Raw genomic sequence first — 16,230 nt, 5'->3', positions numbered from 1 at the left:
GCGGACGGCCCAGTTATTCCGCGACTCGTTGCTGAGCCCGTCTCGACGTGCCGGCCCCAGCCCGGGGTGGAAACACATAGTCAATTGGTTCTCGCGTTGCGACTCGTCCCGATTTCAAGTGCATAACGCGTGGATAACGTGGCGGCGTGGGTCGCGTCCGGGCGTGTCGCAACCGAGCTATAACAAATGCGGTCAACCGGCGTAGAGCCGCCAGTAACACAGTTGCTGCATCCGCGACGGTAACCGATATGGAACTGAAATGTGTTTGCGTCCGAATCGACATGCGGCCTATTCACACGGTAAGTTCTGCCGGGAGCAAAAGACATAAGGACAAGGGGCACTGGTTATGACAGAGGTGAGCGGGAAGATACGGGCCTGGGGTCGCCGACTCCTGGTCGGTGCGGCTGCGGCCGCGACCCTGCCGGGCCTGATCGGACTCGCCGGCGGTGCGCCGAGCGCGGGAGCATTCTCGCGGCCGGGTCTGCCAGTCGAGTACCTGCAGGTGCCGTCGGCTTCGATGGGACGCAGCATCAAGGTGCAGTTCCAGAGTGGCGGCGACAACTCACCTGCGGTGTACCTGCTCGACGGCCTGCGTGCGCAGGACGACTACAACGGCTGGGACATCAACACCCCGGCTTTCGAGTGGTACTACCAGTCCGGCCTGTCGGTGGTCATGCCGGTGGGAGGTCAGTCCAGCTTCTACAGCGACTGGTACAACCCGGCCTGCGGTAAAGCCGGCTGCACCACCTACAAGTGGGAGACCTTCCTGACCAGCGAGCTGCCCTCCTACCTGCAGAGCCAGCGGTCGGTCAAGCCGACCGGCAGCGCCGCGGTCGGCATCTCGATGGCCGGCTCCTCGGCGATGATCCTGGCCGCCTACCACCCCGCGCAGTTCATCTACGCCGGCTCGCTGTCGGCGCTGCTGGACCCCTCACAGGGCATGGGTCCGTCGTTGATCGGCCTGGCGATGGGCGACGCGGGCGGCTACAAGGCCTCCGACATGTGGGGCCCGTCCAGCGACCCGGCGTGGGCGCGCAACGACCCGTCGCTGCAGATCCCGACGCTGGTCGGCAACAACACCCGGCTGTGGGTGTACTGCGGTAACGGCAAGCCTAACGAGCTGGGTGGTGCCAACATGCCGGCCGAGTTCCTGGAGAACTTCGTCCGCAGCAGCAACATCAAGTTCCAGGACGCCTACACCGCGGCCGGTGGCCACAACGCGGTGTTCAACTTCCAGAACGACGGCACGCACAGCTGGGAGTACTGGGGCCAGCAGCTGCAGACCATGAAGGGTGACCTGCAGGGGGCTCTGGGCGCACGCTGACAGCCGCGCAACTACCGCTACTGCGCTTGCCGGGGAAACCCGTCAAGCGCAGTAGCGCTTTTCCGGGGTAGTCAGCGGCCGAACTGGTCGGTGACGTCGATCCACGCCGTGGCGTCGCCGCGATGGTCGGTCATGTTGCGGCACTCTCCGTAGAGGCGCAGCACGCCCAGGCCCGGATCGTCGTCGTGGCGGTAGATGATCACGGTCACGGTGTTCTTGGTGAGGGTCCTGCCGAAGGCGTGATTGGCCGGCGGCAGCCCCTCGATCCAACCGTCGGAGGTCAGTTGAGCCGCGACGCCCGGCAGGTAGGTGTCGGCGCGGGTGTCAGCGGGCAGCGTGAAGGTCAGGTAGACAGCGCCTTGGTACGGCGCGCTGTCGCGGTCCCGGCAGGACATGAGTAGATAGCCGGCGCTCGTCGGGTGCAGGCGGGCGACGGCGACGATGTTCTTGGCGGCGTCGACGGCTTGGTCGCGGCTCTGTTGGTCGGTGGCGGGGTGGTCCGGTGCGTGGATCGCGTCGGCCGGAGTGGAGTGGAGTTGGTCCAGGGCCAGAAATGCCCCACCCAGGACCAGCGAGATCGCCAGCGAGGCCGCGATCAGCAGCCTGGTTTGGCGGGTGCGCAGCCAATCGGTCCGCATCACCCCATTCTTCGTCACTGCCCGCAACGCTATGTCAATCGCCGGTCGGCTTCGCATAGCGTGAGCTATGGCAACCACGGCTCACACGTCCTCCATTCCCGCTTCTCGCAAGGTCCGCTGCGGGGTCTACGGCGCTATCGCCGTCGCCGCGCTGGTGGCTACCTGGAGTCAAATGATCGACTATTTCGGCGAAACCGCTCGGCTGTCTGATTACTGGCCCGACCTCCAGGTCACTCCGGCCTCCCGAACGATGACGGCGGACGCCGTGATGCTCGCGCTGGCGGCAGTGGTGCTGATGGTGGTCGAGGCCCGAAGGCACGGTGTCAAATATGTCTGGCTCTACGTTGCGGGTGGGTTCGCCACCGCGATAAGTGTGGCGTTCCCGTTGTTTCTGATCGCACGGGAGCTGCGGATGGGTGCCTCTGATACCAGCGATACGCCCCGTCCCGGAATCGTCGACACGATCCTGTTGGCAGTCGTTGCCGGAGCGACGGCAATCTGGACCGTCTGGCTGGACCTGGGGTGAGCAAGTGAGAGTCCGTCTGGCGATGCTGGCCCTGACCGTCGCCGCCGTGTCGGCGCCGCCGGCGCGGGCCGAGCCTGGCGGGCCGCTGCTGTCGCTGGTCGATGCGGCCGCCGAGCGGCTACAGGTCGCCGAACCGGTGGCCTCCTACAAGTGGCGCACGCACGGTGCGGTCGAGGATCCGGCCCGCGTCCGGCAGGAACTCGCCACCCTGCGGGAGGACGCCGCAGCCGCGCAGATCGACCCGGATTACGTCGCCACCGTCTTCACCGACCAGATCGGCGCTACCGAGGCCATCGAGTACAGCCGGTTCGCCGAATGGAAACTCGATCCGGCGACGGTGCCACCGGCGCCGCCGGACCTGACCACTGCCCGGACTGTGATCGATGACCTGAACACTAAGATTTTGTCTCACATATCTCTCAACTGGAGTTTGCTGCACTCCCCTGCATGCACGGCCGAGCTGGCCGCCGCCAGCGCCGAGTCAATCCGTCGGCGCCGCTTCGACGACCTCTATCGACGTGCTCTGACCGCCGCCACCCGGTCCTACTGCCAGGTCGCTGCGCAAGCCTGATCAACCCACCCGGTCGACGTTTGCGCCAATCTCAATGTGATGGATAACTGATCTCATAATTTTCTCCGGCGGGTAACGGATTGAACACGCCCGGCGAAATGCCGGTCATGACGCACATCACGAAGCCCCCCCTCAAGGCGGTCCTTGCCGCGGGTTTCTGCGCGGCGTGGATGTCGCTGGGAACCGCGGTGGCCAACGCCGACTCCATGAACTGGGATGCCGTCGCGCAATGCGAGTCCGGTGGCAACTGGGCAGCCAACACCGGCAACGGCGCCTACGGCGGACTCCAATTCAAGCAAGCGACGTGGGAGGAATACGGAGGCGTGGGAAACCCGGCGCAGGCCTCTAAGCAGCAACAAATTGCGGTCGCCAACCGGGTCCTGGCCAGCCAGGGTCCGGGCGCCTGGCCGAAGTGCTCCCGCGCGAGCGGCGCAACGCCGGGCAATACGGGAGTACCCAACCCGGGGCTGCAGCTGCAGCAGACGCTGACTTCGATCATCGGGATTTTCACACCCAGATAATGAATATCGGGGGTTAGCCTCGTTTCGTTACATGCGACGTGATTGGATCCTGCTATGGAGGGTTCAGCAACGGTTCATATGTCCGCCCCGGCCGACAAGATCTGGGAATTAATTGCCGATATCAGAAATACCGGACGTTTCTCACCGGAGACCTTCGAAGCCGAGTGGTTGGACGGGGCGACCGGCCCCGAACTCGGCGCGCGGTTCCGTGGCCACGTCCGGCGCAACGAGATCGGCCCGGTCTACTGGACCACTTGCGAGGTGACGGCGTGCGAACCCGGCCGCGAGTTCGGGTTTGCTGTACTGGTCGGGAACCGAGCGGTGAACAACTGGCACTACCGACTGGTGCCAGCCGGAGACGGCACGGACGTGACCGAGTCATTTCGGCTCACGCCGTCCCCGCTCAACCGCGTCTACCTGGTGTTGGGTGGCTTCCTACGGAAACGTCGCAATATAAGAGACATGACGAAGACGCTGCAGCGCATCAAAGATGTAGTTGAAGCAGGCTGAGGGGCGGCGGAGACCAGCTCGATGAAAAGCGTATTCATCACCGGCGCGGGCAGTGGGATGGGCCGCGAAGGCGTGAAGCTGTTCCATGCCCGGGGCTGGCGCGTCGGCGCGGTGGACCGCAACGACGACGGCCTGGCCGCCCTGAGCCTCGAATTGGGGCCGGGACTGTGGACTCGGGTCGTCGACGTGACGGACAAATCCGCCCTCGATGCGGCGTTGGCCGATTTCTGCGCCGGGAACGCCGGCGGCGGACTCGACATGATGTGGAACAACGCGGGGATCGGCGAAGGCGGCTGGTTCGAGGACGTGCCCTACGAGGCTGCCATGCGCGTCGTCGACGTGAACTTCAAGGCAGTGCTGACGGGGGCCTACGGGGCACTCCCCTACCTGAAGAAGTCTCCGGGCAGCCTGATGTTCTCGACGTCGTCCTCGTCGGGGACCTACGGCCTGCCGCGCATCGCCGTCTACTCGGCGACCAAACACGCGGTCAAGGGGCTGACCGAGGCGCTGAGCGTGGAATGGCAGCGGCACGGCGTTCGAGTTGCCGACGTGCTGCCCGGGTTGATCGACACCGCGATTCTCACGTCCACGCCCCAGCATTCCGGCGGCGCCTCCGCAGACGAACCCGGCGACGCGCCGGCGCAACTGACCCGCGACGAGCTTCGTGCTACCGCGCCGAAGCGGGGTATGTTCCGGCTGATGCCTGCGTCCAGCGTCGCCGAGGTGGCCTGGCGGGCCTATCATCATCCGCGCCGGCTGCATTGGTATGTGCCGGGCAGCATCGTCTGGATCGACCGACTCAAGGGCATCAGCCCGGAACTGGTTCGAGGTCTGATCCGCAAAGCGCTGCCGCGGCTGGATCCGCAGCGGCAATAATGTCTTCTGCCGCGGTGCGGCGTTCAGTTCCGACGCGGAGGTGGCTGGTGCAGAACCGATTGGTCACGATGGCGGCACTCGCCGTGGCTGTTGCCGGCGCCGTCTCCGGCTGCGCCGACTCCCAGACGGTGCCCCGCAAGGCCGCACACGTGACCATCGACGGAAGCACCCACGCCGCGCGCCCGCCGGCGTGCAGCCAGATCCAGGGCTACCGGACCATCGACATCCGCGATCGCGATGGCCAGATCCAGGCGGTGGTGCTGATGAGCGGCGACCGGGTGATGCCCCAGTTCGTCAAGATCCGCAATGTCGACGGTTTCACCGGCAGCTACTACGAGGGCGGCGTCGGCGATGCGCACGTCGACCTCGCCAAGAACACCTACACCATTTCCGGCAGCGCGTCCGGGATCAACAGCGCCAACCCCGACAAGGTGGTGACGACCGATTTCAAGATCAGCGCCGAGTGCTGAAGTGCCGCCTAGGCTGGGCGGGAACACACTCGGATCATTGGAGCAACGGTGAAGGCCAGACTGCACTGGTTGGCAATGCACGGCGTGGTCCGCGGGGTCGCCATGTACGGCGCCCGGCGCGGCGACTTGCAGGCACGGTTGATCGCCGACCCGGCGGTGTTCGACGACCCGGTGCCCTACTACGACGAAATCCGCAGCCGCGGTCTGTTGCTGCGCACCCGCGCGGGCTACCTGACCGTCGACCATCGCCTCTGCCACGATCTGCTGCGATCGGACGACTTCCACGTCGTCTCGTTCGGGGACAGTCTGCCGCCACCGTTGCGCTGGCTTGAGAACCGCACCCGCGACCACCTTCTGCATCCGGTGCGGCCGCCGTCGCTGCTGGCCGTCGAACCGCCGGATCATACCCGCTACCGCAAGACGGTTTCGGCGGTGTTCACCTCCCGGGCGGTGGCCGCGTTGCGCGACGGGGTGGAGCGGACCGCGACGGGGCTGTTGGATCAGCTCGCCGACGCGTCCGGCGCCGTGGACGTCGTGGGGCGGTATTGCTCGCAGCTGCCCATCACCGTGATCAGCGACATCCTGGGCGTGCCGGAGTACGACCGCCGTCGCGTGCTGGAGTTCGGCGAATTGGCCGCGCCCAGTTTGGATATCGGCCTGCCCTGGCAGCAGTATCAGCGGGTGCAGCGCGGCATTGCCGGCTTCAACGCATGGTTGGTGCAGCACCTGGAGAAACTGCGGCATGCCCCCGGCGAAGACCTGATGAGTCAGTTGATCCGCACCGCCGAAAGCGGCAGCGCGGACACTCATCTCGACGAAACCGAGTTGCAGGCGGTGGCCGGGCTGGTGCTGGTGGCCGGTTTCGAGACCACGGTGAACTTGCTGGGCAACGGAATTCGGCTGCTGTTGGACCACCCGGAGCAGTTGGCGAGGCTGCGTGCGCGCCCGGAGTTGTGGCCCAACGCGGTCGAGGAGATCTTGCGGCTGGACTCACCGGTTCAGCTGACCGCGCGGGTGGCCCGCCGGGACATCGAGCTCGCGGGCCGGCAGGTTCAGCGCGGCGACGTGGTGCTGGTCTACCTGGCGGCCGCCAACCGCGACCCGTCGGTATTCGCCGATCCGCACCGCTTCGACATCGAACGCGCCAATGCGGGAAAGCATCTCGCGTTCTCCACCGGGCGCCATTTCTGTCTGGGAGCGGCACTTGCCCGCGCTGAGGGCGAGGTCGGGTTACGCACCTTCTTCGATCGCTTCCCCGACGCGACCGCGGCCGGGTCGGGGACCCGGCGCAGCACCCGGGTGTTGCGCGGCTGGTCGACGCTGCCGGTGACCCTGCGACCGGCGAACTCTTTGGTCTCGTCGTAGCTTCGGCGAACGCGTCCGCCCCGGTGTCGGCCGAGCCGCTCGACGGCGCGCCGCCCAGCTGTGGTTGACACTGGTCCGCTGGCCCGGTTTATTGACCCCCATGACAGAAGTCTCCGCGCCGACAGCGCCCCGTTCCGAAACAGACGTCGTCACCGGAATGTGGCAGGCACTGTCCCGACGCGACTGGGACGCGATCGAGACGTTCCTGTCCGACGACTGCCTTTACGTCGACATGCCGATACCCGCGGCGTCGGCCCGTGGCCCGCGGGACATCGTGACGCGGCTCAAGCTCGGCCTGGAAGACCTGGCGGGTTACCAGAACCACGACGGGGTGCTGGTGTCCAACGGCGAGGATGTCATCTACGAGCACTCCGAGACGTGGACTTTCCCGAGCGGTGAGCAAGGTGTGCTGCGTTTTGTCACCGTGCACAAGGTGGTCGACGGCAAAATCGCCGTCTGGAAGGACTACTGGGATATGAACAGCCTGGTCGCCTTCGCGCCGCCGCAGCACTTCGAGAAGCTGGCCGGTGGCGACAACTCGTGGATCTTCGACGCGTCCGACTTGGTCTGACCGGGGCGGATCCGGGTCGCCGCCGGCGCGGCCTGGCTACGCCACCGACACGATGCGGGCGACGACCTTGCCGCCGCGGCTGACCTCGATACTCTGGCCCGCGGCCACCTGGTCGAAGTAGCGTCCGGCGCGATTCCTGAGTTCGTGCAGCGCCACCCGTTGACCGGCAACCGCCGGGATCTCATGCTGCAGTGCGTCGCCGGCTGACACGATCTGCGCCAGGATCTTGCCGCCGCGAACGACGTACAGGGTCTCGCCGGAGGCCACGCGGTCGAAGCACTGCCCGGCCCGGGTCCGCAGTTCGTCCAGCCCGACCCAGCCGCCCCGGTCCGCTGCGGTGGCGGTTCGCGCCGGGATGGGAGCCACTCTGCGGTCGCCGACCGGGACGATCCGGGCCACCAGCTTGCCGCGGCGGATGACGTCGAACGTCTCGCCCGCCGTGACGCGCTCGAGGTAGGCGCACGCGTCACTGCGGAGTTGGCCCAGTCCGATCACTTCCGGCATTTTCGCTCCGATCCCGTGCGTCGATTGGACCTGCTCCGGGGGGCCCCGCCCTCCGGGCCATTATATGACTGTACGTGCGGTCAGTGTCAAAACCCGTCCGGGTGAAGTCCCGGCCGGATCAGCAATACGCCGCGACGACTTCGCCCATAGTGCAATCCCGTTATCGATCAACGTTTTTCGTCATCCGGGCGCAACCGGAGGTGCGAATCCATTTGGTGGACAGACTGACTCGACGACACACCGGTGGGAAACTATGCATATTCATCCCTCTGCAGTGAACCGGCTAGCAGTGCCATGGGCGGTTCAGGGCGGTGGTGCCAGCATGAACTTCCAACCGTCGTCGCCGATTCCGTTCGAATCGCCGACGGTGTACCGGACCCCGTCCGGGCCGACCAACTCTCCGCTCTGCGGAGTGTAGACCGAGGCGGGAAGCCCGCCAGGCGTATAGACACACGGGTTGGGTTGCTGTCCGTTGCACGTCACACTGCCCGAACCCGGCCTGGTCAACGGGTCACTGACCGGCGGAGGCGTGCCCGGCACCCGGTCGGCCGGCGCCGGGTTGAGGCCGTTGTTGACCGACGGCGCCGGTACCACCTGACCGGGTTTCACCGGCTGGTCGCACCGCGCCGCCGGTGCCGGGCAGGTCAGGATCTGGTTCGGATCGCCATACCAAGGATTGGTGCCCGCCGGCTCATAGGGCCTCGGGTCACGGCACTCGCGCGGGGTGGCGGCGCGTTTACCCGGGACGTCGACACACGGCAGGTTGCGCGCGCCGCGCACCGCGTTGGCCGGAGTGTCTTGCGGGATCTTGCAATAGATTCCGGACGGCATCGGCGCCAGGCTGGTATCGGCCGGAGACCGCCACTGGGAAGCCGGCAGGAAACCGGTCAGGCAGGGCGGGGGCTGGTTGATCGTCAGCGAAGTGCCCAGCGAGGCGTAGCCGGGAAACGCCGACGTGACCGTCTGCCCTTCGGCCGCGCCCTGCGGATAAGCGACCAGCAGCTGCTCGACGCCCTTGTGGTAGCGCTTGAGCATGTCCAGCACGATCTCGAGGTTGGCCAGCGTTCGCGGCAGCGACTCGCGGACGTCGTCGAACACCGCGTTGACCTGATCGGCGGTCGGCGCCGCCTGGGTCAGGATGCTCTGCACGTGCTGGTCGTTTTCCGCGCTCTGGGCCGCCAGGATGTCCAGGTTGTCGGCCCACCGGTCGATCGCGTCGCGGGAGGTGACCTGGCTGTCGATGATGGGCGCGGAGTTCTCGATGATGTCGTCGACGTCGGCGAGGTTGGCCTTGAAGTCGCCGGCGATGGCCTGAGTGGCGTCCACCAGACGCTGCAGCGCGGGGCCCAGCCCGCCGACGGCTCGCGCCGTCTCGTCGAGGAGCGCGGCGATCTTGTCCTTGGGCAGCACCGCCAGCCCGCGGTTGGCGGCATCCAGGGCGGGCCCGATCTCGGTGGGTACGGTGCCCTTGGTGATGGTCTGCCCCGGCGAGAAGTATTCGTGCACACCGGTTTCGGACACCAGGTCCAGATACTGCTCGCCGACCGCCGACACCGAATGCACGTTCGCCGACGCGTCGACCGGAATCTTGTAGCGGTCGGAAATGCTCATGGTCACCAACGCGCCCCGCTCGGTCGGCTCGACGGAGGTGACCCTGCCGATGGTCTCACCGCGATAGGTCACATTCGAGGTCCGGTACAGCCCGCCCGAGATGGGCAGGCTCGCCTTCAGGGTGTACTGGCCGATGCCGACCGCACTGGGAATCCGTAGGTAGTACCAGCCCAGCGCCACCGCGGTGACCGCGCTCAGGATGCCGAACGTGATCAACTGGCGCCAGATGAAGCGGGTCAGCATTGCATGTCCGCCCGCTCGACCAGCGGCCCGCCGGGGACGTCGTTGGGGTTCGGTGTGTATCGGACGTCGGGGATCATCGTTTCCGGGTCGCGACCCCACGACTGCTCGAGTGCGCGCAGCGCCCCGGAGAAGCCGGTCCCGGTCAACACCGCGTTGTCCACCGCGCTCATCGTCAAGTCCAGCGTCAACGACAAGTTGAAGTAGTCGCCGCGGAACGACTTGAACACGGCGTCGATGTCGAACGGCCGCACCAGCATCAACTTCAGGGCACGGATCAAAAACGGTGCGGCGCGGCCGAGTTCACGCAGCGGGCACTGCATCGACAGCAGATCCTGATGGAAGTCGCTCTGCGCGGCGGACAGGTGCTGGTTGGCGACCCGGCCCAGCCGGCCCGTGGCGTCGATCGCGTTGATCAACAGGTTCTGCTTATCGGCGAAATGTTTGAGCAGCGGCGGGAATTCGGTCAGGACGCGATCCACCACCTCCGCACGGCGACCCACGTATCCCAGCAGCCGATTGGTGGAATCGATTGCCCGGGTGATGTCTTCGCGCTGTTCGTCGACTCGGGCGGTGAAGGTGTCCAGTTTGCCCAGGAAGTCCCGGATCTGCCCGGCCCGGCCGTTCAGGATGTTGTAGACCTCGTTCTGCAACGCCTCGACATTCGGCACGCCGCCGCCGCGCAGGATCATCGCCAAACTCGCCAAGGTCTGCTCAGTGGTGGGGTACGTCGACGAATTCTTCAGCGGGATGGTGTCATTCGGCCGCAACGGCTCGGGAGAAGGGTCCGGCGGCGCCGCCAACTCCAGATGCTGAGAACCCAGCAAACTGGTCTGCCCGATCCTCGCGGTGGCGTTCTTGGGTAACTTCACTCCCCTGTCCAGCTGCAGGGTGAGCGTGGCGACCCAGTTCTTCAGGTCGATCGAGCGCACCGTGCCGACGAAGACGTCGGCCACCCGGACCCGGCTGTTCGTATTGAGCGCAAGTGTGTCGGCCATCTGCACGTAGACGGTGTAGGAGCCGGGCCCGCTGCCGGGGCCGCCGGGCATCGGCACGTTCGCGATGCCCTGCCAGTTCGCGCACGACGTCAGCGCCACCACCGCCATGCCGATCAACGCCAGCTTGCGCCACACCCGGACGCCCCTCACGAGCCCGGCCCCCGCGGTGCGGCCACCTCGGCGGCCAGCGGCGGCCCGATCGGCGCTGGGGTCGGTGCGACCGGTCCCGGCAGCACCCCCGGCGCCGGTGGCGGCTGTGGGATCGGGACGGGCGCCTGCAGCCCGATGGGAGGCAACACCGGGTACTCGTCGTACGCGTTGGGCGGCCCGGGCGGGGTCTGCACCCCGGACGCCGGGGGTGCGATGTCCGCCGCGCCCATCAGCTCGGCCAGCGATTCAGGGGTCAACAACCCCGCCGTAACCGGGCCGACCTGCACCCCCTGCATCCCCGGTGCGACCACCCAGCCGGGGTTGGTGTTGCGGTGGGACAGCGGACCATCGGGCACCCAGATGCCCGGCACCGTCGTGTCCTTGAAACCGGTCGGCGGCTGCAGGCGGGGTTCGGAGTAGGCGACCTGCTTGGGCAACACCTCAGCGGTGCTGAACAGGTTGAGTCCGAACGGAAGGTAGTTGAACTTGATGGCGTCGAGAATCGGCGCCAGATACTGCGCGCAGAGTTCGGCCGAGTCTTGATAGCCCAGCCTGCTGCCGGCCTGAATCATGCTGCACATGAACTGCATTGGGTTCGCAAAGTTCGGGATCGCCGGGATGGACATGACCGCGCCGTGCGACGGGTGGTAGATCTGGCTGAGGTTGGTCTCCAACGTCGGCAGCACGTGCAGCGCGGTCTCCAGACCGTTGAGCGGCTCGGGCTGGACCAGGGTGGTGGTCAGGGTGTCGAGGTTGCCGATGTCGTGGGTCAGGACTTCGCGGTTCTTGGCCAGAAATGGGCGCAGCGTGGCGAGCAGGCCGTCGAATTGCTGGATGGCGTTTGCGAGGTCGCGGTCGGATCCGGTCAGTTTGTCGGTGAACCGAGCCAGGTTGGTGTTCAACGCGACGAACTGCTGGTCGTCCTTGTGCAGGGCGTTGACGAAACGCGCCAGGCTGCGCACCACGGCGAAGAAGTCGCCCCGGCCTTCGTTGAGCGCCGTCAGCGCCTGCGCCAGGCTGTTCAGTGTGGTGTTGATCTGTTCGCCCTTGCCGGCCAGCCCGTTGGAGAACGACTCGATGAGTTCACCGAATGGGCCGCGGGGCTGCTGGGGTGTGGGACCGAGTTTGTCGATGATGTTGGCGACGCTCTCGCGCAGCTGATCCCATTCGGTGGGCACCTGGGTGCGTGTCAGCGGGATCACCGCGTTATCGGCCATGACGGGCCCGCCTTTGTAGGGCGGCTCCAGCTGGATGCTGCGCGAGGCCACCAGGGTGGGGTTCACCACCACTGCGGTCGCGTTGGCGGGCACCTTGTACCTGTTGTTGTAGTGGAAGGTCACCTTCATCTTGTCGCCGTCTGGTTCGATGCTGTCGATCGAACCGACACGGACACCCATGATCTGGACCTTGTCGCCCGAGTAGAGCCCGATCGCGGCGGGCAGGTAGGCGACGACGGTGTTGTTGGTCAGCTTCTGGTAGGTATGCCAGCCGAAGAAACCGGCGACCAGGGCCAGCGCGACCACCAGCGTCGTGACGGCTCGGCGCAGCCACGGGTTGCGGAAACCGAAGGCGCTCAACTCTGGTCACCTCTCGTGGGCCCGACGGGTGGTGGAGCCTCGACCCGGGCTCCCGGCGGCGCGTTGGGCGGTAGCGGCACCGGGGTGCCCGGGACGTCGGGCGCCGGCTCGCCCGGTCGGCCCGCGATCGGGATCCCGGGTGTGGGCGGCAGGCCGTCGGGGACCGGTGGTGACGTCTGCACGTCCAGCGGCGCCGGGAAATTGCCGCCGAACGGGCCGAGGTCGGTACCCGCGCACGGCAGCGGGTTCCCCGGTCGCGGCAGGGCGTCCGCTGCCGGGGTGTAGGAACAGGGTGTCCCGGGTGGGACCGCCGGTCCCGGATGTTCCGGCGTGCCTTCGAGCACCGGGGGCGCGGGCGGCGGCGCGCCGTTGGGGAACCGGGTGCCGTTGGGGTCGGGGAAGCGGAACGCGGGCAGGCCGGCGTCACGCCAGAACTCTTCGGGGTCGACTCCGCGTTTCTTGAACGCGGCGTCGACGAACGGCTGCAGCATCCAGTACGGCAGCAGATTGGACAGGACGATCTTGAAGTACGGCCCCGACGCGACGGATTCCCCCAGCGATGCGGCGAATTGACTTACGTACGTGAGGGTTTGAGCCAAGTCGTCTTTGCGCGCCACCAACAGGTCGCTGAGGGTGTGCAACTGCTCCAGGACGGAATTCAGGTTCGGGTTGTCATTGATGAAGCCCTGCACCTGAGCCGAGAAAGCCGAAATGTTGTGCAGCAAACCGTCGATGGCCCGGCCGCGTTCGTTGAACGCCGCCAGCAGCGTCTTGGCGTTGACCAGCAGTCGGTCGACCTGTTGGCTGCGGTCACCGAGCACCGCGGCCACCTGGTTGGCCTGCGCCAGCAGGTGCTTGATCTGCTCGTCGCGCTTGCCGACCGTGTCGGAGAACCTGGCCACCCCGTCCAGGGCGGCGCTGAGATGTGGATAGGTCTGATTGATGGTGTCCGACAAGACGTTCAGCGATCGCTTGACCGTGTCGATGTCCCAGCCGGTAGCCGCGTTGGTGACGTCGAAAGCCGCGTCGTAGAGCTGATAGGGGGTGGTGGTCTGCCCCAGTGGCAGCACGCCGCCGGGCTGCAGTGTCCGGGTTCCCCGCGGCTCGATCTCGAGCACCTTCTTACCCAGGATGGTGTCGGTCTTGATGGTGAGCCGACTCTCGGTGCCGATGGTGTGGGCGCCGATCGAGAACTTGACCCGCACGTGGTCGCCGTCGATGTCGAGCCCTTGCACGGTGCCGACATTCACGCCGGTGATGCGTACCTTGTCGTTCTTGTTCAACTGCCCGGTGTCGGTGAACTGCCCGTAATAGGCGGGCGAGGCGAACATCATCGGGATACTGGTGAAGCTCTGGCCGACGGCGACCACCAGCACCAGCACGGCGATACCCATCAGGCCGACGCGATGGCGGTTGAACTCTTTGAGCGTTCTCATTGCGGCGTGCACCTGCCGGTGGGCTGCTTCCAGATCTTGACCGTGCGGACCGGGCCGCCGGCCTGCAGACCGTTCCACTTGATCTGCAGGTCGCAGACGTAGAAGTTCACCCAGTCGCCGTAGAGGCCGATGCTGCGGCCGATCAGGTTGAGCGCGGTGGGAGTCTTGTGGATCAGATCGTTGAGCTGTTCGCGTTGGTCGATCAGCGGTTGTTGCAGCGCCTGCAGGTAGCCGATCTCCTTGTGCAACAACGTGCGATTGTCCGACAGCAGATCGGCGACGGTTCCCGCGGCGTTGCTGAGCTCCGCCACCCCGGTGGCCAGCGGATCGGCGTGGTTGCTCAGCCCGGTGATCAACCGCTCGAAGTTGTCGATAACGCCGTCGAACTCCTGGCGATGCCGAACGGTGGTGTCCAGCACGATGTTCAGGTTCTTGACCACCTCGCCGATCGCCTCGTCGCGTTCGGCGATATGCGCGGTCAGGCGCGCGGTCTGGTCGAGGACGTCGTTGATGGTGCCACCCTGCCCCTGGAACACCGTGACGATCGCCGAGGCGATGGTGTTGACCTTGTTGGGTTCGAGCGCTCGGAACAGCGGCTTGAAACCGCCGATCAACGCGTCGAGGTCCAGGGCGGGGGCCGTCCGGGCCAGCGGGATGAACCCGCCGGGCGGCAGCACCCGGTCAGCGCCGTCCCCCTCGCCGCGTTTGAGCTCCACGAACCGGTTGCCGAGCAAATCGAGGTAACGGATCTGCGCGGTGGTGGACTGGTACAACGGCACCGAGCGGTTGACGTCGAAGTCCACCAGGACGCGCCGGCCGTCGTCGACCAGTCGGATGGCCTTGACTTTGCCGACCTCCACCCCCGAGGCGCGCACGAACTGGCCGTTGCGCAGACCGCTGCCGTTGCTGAACTCGGCGGTGTAGCTGTTGGTGCGGTTGAAGCGCATCTGGGCGAACACCACGACGATCGACGCGGTGATGAGGAACAGCACCAACGAGACGATGCCGAGCTTGATGGCGCTACCGGTGATCTTCATGGGTTGATCGTGTTGTCCCCGACTTGACGGCCCCACACGTATTCGATTGCGTACGGCGAGCCGGTGTCCAAGTGGTTGTACGGCGCGAGGCTGGCACCGGTGTCGACCACCAGGCTCGGTGCCGGCCACAGGTCGTGCGTGATGGGTTGCCAGCAGCCCGGCGCTCCGCCGGGGCCGCCGCGTGCGTTCACCCGCGGCAGATTGTCCGGGTAGACATAGGGATTGGGCGCGCCGCCCACCACCCCGGCGAGTCCCAGCAGACCCTGGCTGAGCACCGCTCCGGTCAGTCCGGGCAGCGTCAGGATGCCACCCAGCCCCGACGTCAGTTCGGTCATGGTCTTCAGTCCGTAACCGTTGCCGCCGCCGGTCGTCTCGTAGGCCGCGGGTTCGGCGTCGTGGTAATTGCGGATGGTGCAGAAGAATTCGGGGCTGTAGGTGTCGAGTAGTTGCGCGGTGGGCACCAGGTCGGCGAGTCCCCGCTGCAGATAGGGTCCGCCGCGGGTGAAGATGTCTTCGCCGGTGTTGCCCAACCCGGCCGCGGACAGCAATGCGGCATCCAGTTCGGCTTCCTGGCGGTGCAGCGTGCGTGCGGTGACCACCGCGTGGTCCAGGGCCTCGAGCAGATGCGGCGCGGCATCGGCATAGATGTCAGCCAGGGCCGCGAATTGCTGAATGTCGCGGCGGATCCGCGGCATTCGCGGGTTGACGTCGTCGAGGATGGCGTTGGCGTTGACGATCGACTGGCCGAACTTCTCCCCCAGCCCGGTCAGGGCCTGCGCGGCGGCGGACAACGTCAGGTTCAGCTTGACCGGGTCGACCTTCTCCGCAATCGAGGTGAGCGTCTCGAACAACGTGTTGAACTCGGTCGTCACCGATCGTGCGTCGATCACGTGCTCCGGCGTAATGCGCTGCGGCGTCGGGTCTTTCGGTGAGGTCAGCGATACATACTTGTTGCCGAAGACGGTGGTGGCCCTGATGTTGGCGTCCACGTTGGCCGGAATCAGCCGGAGGTAATCCGGGTTGACGTCCAGCACGAACTTGGCCACCGGCACGCCGTCGCGCTGCACTTCCGAGATATTGGCGACCCGGCCGATCTCCACCCCGTTGTAGGTGACCTTCGATCCCGGATCCATCACCAGCCCGGTCCGTGGAGCCAGGAGCGTCAGGGCGGTCTTGGGGGTGAACCGGCCGCGGAACTGGAAGTACACGAACGCCAGCACCGCCGCGAAGACCAACAGGAACACCACGGCCGCCGTCTTGTACGGCGGGATGCGCGGCGCGTTCTCCTTGAACGGGGTTGTCATT

At 66.3% G+C, this 16,230-nt stretch carries 17 protein-coding genes; 9 read left to right on the top strand and 8 right to left on the bottom strand.

Annotated elements, in window-relative coordinates:
* Positions 1–346 precede the first annotated feature (346 nt).
* Positions 347–1,324 carry an esterase family protein gene (gene ag85B / locus MKCMC460_RS15540; protein WP_236983513.1) on the top strand — a complete coding sequence of 326 codons (978 nt, stop codon included), beginning with the start codon at positions 347–349 and terminating at the stop codon, positions 1,322–1,324.
* A 71-nt stretch (positions 1,325–1,395) separates the two neighbouring features.
* On the opposite strand, the gene MKCMC460_RS15535 is transcribed toward ag85B, so the two are convergent.
* Entirely contained in the window at positions 1,396–1,980 is a 585-nt protein-coding gene (locus MKCMC460_RS15535) for a hypothetical protein (protein ID WP_238304534.1), read from the bottom strand.
* 49 nt (positions 1,981–2,029) lie between these two features.
* Between MKCMC460_RS15535 and MKCMC460_RS15530 the strand changes: the two genes are divergently transcribed.
* The 8 genes from MKCMC460_RS15530 to MKCMC460_RS15495 all read left to right on the top strand — a co-directional run bounded on the left by MKCMC460_RS15530 (position 2,030) and on the right by MKCMC460_RS15495 (position 7,372).
* Positions 2,030–2,488 (top strand): DUF2834 domain-containing protein, encoded by a 459-nt coding sequence (locus MKCMC460_RS15530; protein ID WP_255731221.1) that lies wholly within the window; start codon positions 2,030–2,032, stop codon positions 2,486–2,488.
* 4 nt (positions 2,489–2,492) lie between these two features.
* Positions 2,493–3,059: a chorismate mutase gene (locus tag MKCMC460_RS15525; protein ID WP_255731222.1), complete on the top strand. Its 567-nt coding sequence runs from the start codon at positions 2,493–2,495 to the stop codon at positions 3,057–3,059.
* A 107-nt stretch (positions 3,060–3,166) separates the two neighbouring features.
* Positions 3,167–3,580, top strand: coding sequence for a transglycosylase family protein (locus tag MKCMC460_RS15520; RefSeq protein ID WP_289624832.1), 414 nt, complete (start codon positions 3,167–3,169; stop codon positions 3,578–3,580).
* 54 nt (positions 3,581–3,634) lie between these two features.
* On the top strand, positions 3,635–4,090 hold the full coding sequence (locus tag MKCMC460_RS15515; RefSeq protein WP_236983521.1) for an SRPBCC family protein: 456 nt from the start codon (positions 3,635–3,637) through the stop codon (positions 4,088–4,090).
* A 21-nt stretch (positions 4,091–4,111) separates the two neighbouring features.
* The gene (locus tag MKCMC460_RS15510) at positions 4,112–4,966 is read left to right on the top strand and encodes an SDR family oxidoreductase (RefSeq protein ID WP_236983523.1); all 855 of its coding nucleotides are present in this window, start codon (positions 4,112–4,114) and stop codon (positions 4,964–4,966) included.
* Between the two features lie 47 nt (positions 4,967–5,013).
* Entirely contained in the window at positions 5,014–5,436 is a 423-nt protein-coding gene (locus MKCMC460_RS15505) for a lipoprotein LpqH (RefSeq protein ID WP_236983524.1), read from the top strand.
* Between the two features lie 48 nt (positions 5,437–5,484).
* Positions 5,485–6,801: a cytochrome P450 gene (locus tag MKCMC460_RS15500; RefSeq protein WP_236983525.1), complete on the top strand. Its 1,317-nt coding sequence runs from the start codon at positions 5,485–5,487 to the stop codon at positions 6,799–6,801.
* Positions 6,802–6,901: 100 nt separating this feature from the next.
* A complete protein-coding gene (locus MKCMC460_RS15495; protein ID WP_236983526.1) occupies positions 6,902–7,372 on the top strand; it encodes a limonene-1,2-epoxide hydrolase family protein in 471 nt (156 codons plus the stop codon).
* Positions 7,373–7,408: 36 nt separating this feature from the next.
* On the opposite strand, the gene MKCMC460_RS15490 is transcribed toward MKCMC460_RS15495, so the two are convergent.
* From MKCMC460_RS15490 to MKCMC460_RS15460, 7 genes are all read right to left on the bottom strand, one after another.
* Positions 7,409–7,876 carry a type II toxin-antitoxin system prevent-host-death family antitoxin gene (locus tag MKCMC460_RS15490; protein ID WP_236983527.1) on the bottom strand — a complete coding sequence of 156 codons (468 nt, stop codon included), beginning with the start codon at positions 7,874–7,876 and terminating at the stop codon, positions 7,409–7,411.
* Positions 7,877–8,179: 303 nt separating this feature from the next.
* The gene (locus MKCMC460_RS15485) at positions 8,180–9,730 is read right to left on the bottom strand and encodes an MlaD family protein (protein ID WP_238304533.1); all 1,551 of its coding nucleotides are present in this window, start codon (positions 9,728–9,730) and stop codon (positions 8,180–8,182) included.
* A complete protein-coding gene (locus MKCMC460_RS15480) occupies positions 9,724–10,833 on the bottom strand; it encodes a virulence factor Mce family protein (RefSeq protein WP_236984125.1) in 1,110 nt (369 codons plus the stop codon). The genes MKCMC460_RS15485 and MKCMC460_RS15480 overlap by 7 nt, the downstream gene beginning before the upstream one ends.
* Before the next feature lie 38 nt (positions 10,834–10,871).
* The gene (locus MKCMC460_RS15475; RefSeq protein WP_370652825.1) at positions 10,872–12,452 is read right to left on the bottom strand and encodes an MCE family protein; all 1,581 of its coding nucleotides are present in this window, start codon (positions 12,450–12,452) and stop codon (positions 10,872–10,874) included.
* The gene (locus MKCMC460_RS15470; protein ID WP_370652824.1) at positions 12,449–13,888 is read right to left on the bottom strand and encodes an MCE family protein; all 1,440 of its coding nucleotides are present in this window, start codon (positions 13,886–13,888) and stop codon (positions 12,449–12,451) included. The genes MKCMC460_RS15475 and MKCMC460_RS15470 overlap by 4 nt, the downstream gene beginning before the upstream one ends.
* On the bottom strand, positions 13,885–14,925 hold the full coding sequence (locus tag MKCMC460_RS15465) for a virulence factor Mce family protein (RefSeq protein ID WP_236983528.1): 1,041 nt from the start codon (positions 14,923–14,925) through the stop codon (positions 13,885–13,887). Before MKCMC460_RS15465 ends, MKCMC460_RS15470 begins: the two co-directional genes overlap by 4 nt.
* On the bottom strand, positions 14,922–16,229 hold the full coding sequence (locus MKCMC460_RS15460; protein WP_236983529.1) for an MCE family protein: 1,308 nt from the start codon (positions 16,227–16,229) through the stop codon (positions 14,922–14,924). The genes MKCMC460_RS15465 and MKCMC460_RS15460 overlap by 4 nt, the downstream gene beginning before the upstream one ends.
* Position 16,230: the final 1 nt, after the last annotated feature.

The sequence above is a fragment of the Mycobacterium sp. 20KCMC460 genome (assembly GCF_022179425.1).
GTDB classification, from domain to species: Bacteria; Actinomycetota; Actinomycetes; order Mycobacteriales; family Mycobacteriaceae; genus Mycobacterium; species Mycobacterium kiyosense.
The sequence above is the reverse complement of the archived record's forward strand: the minus strand, read 5'-3'. Positions and strand labels throughout refer to the sequence as shown.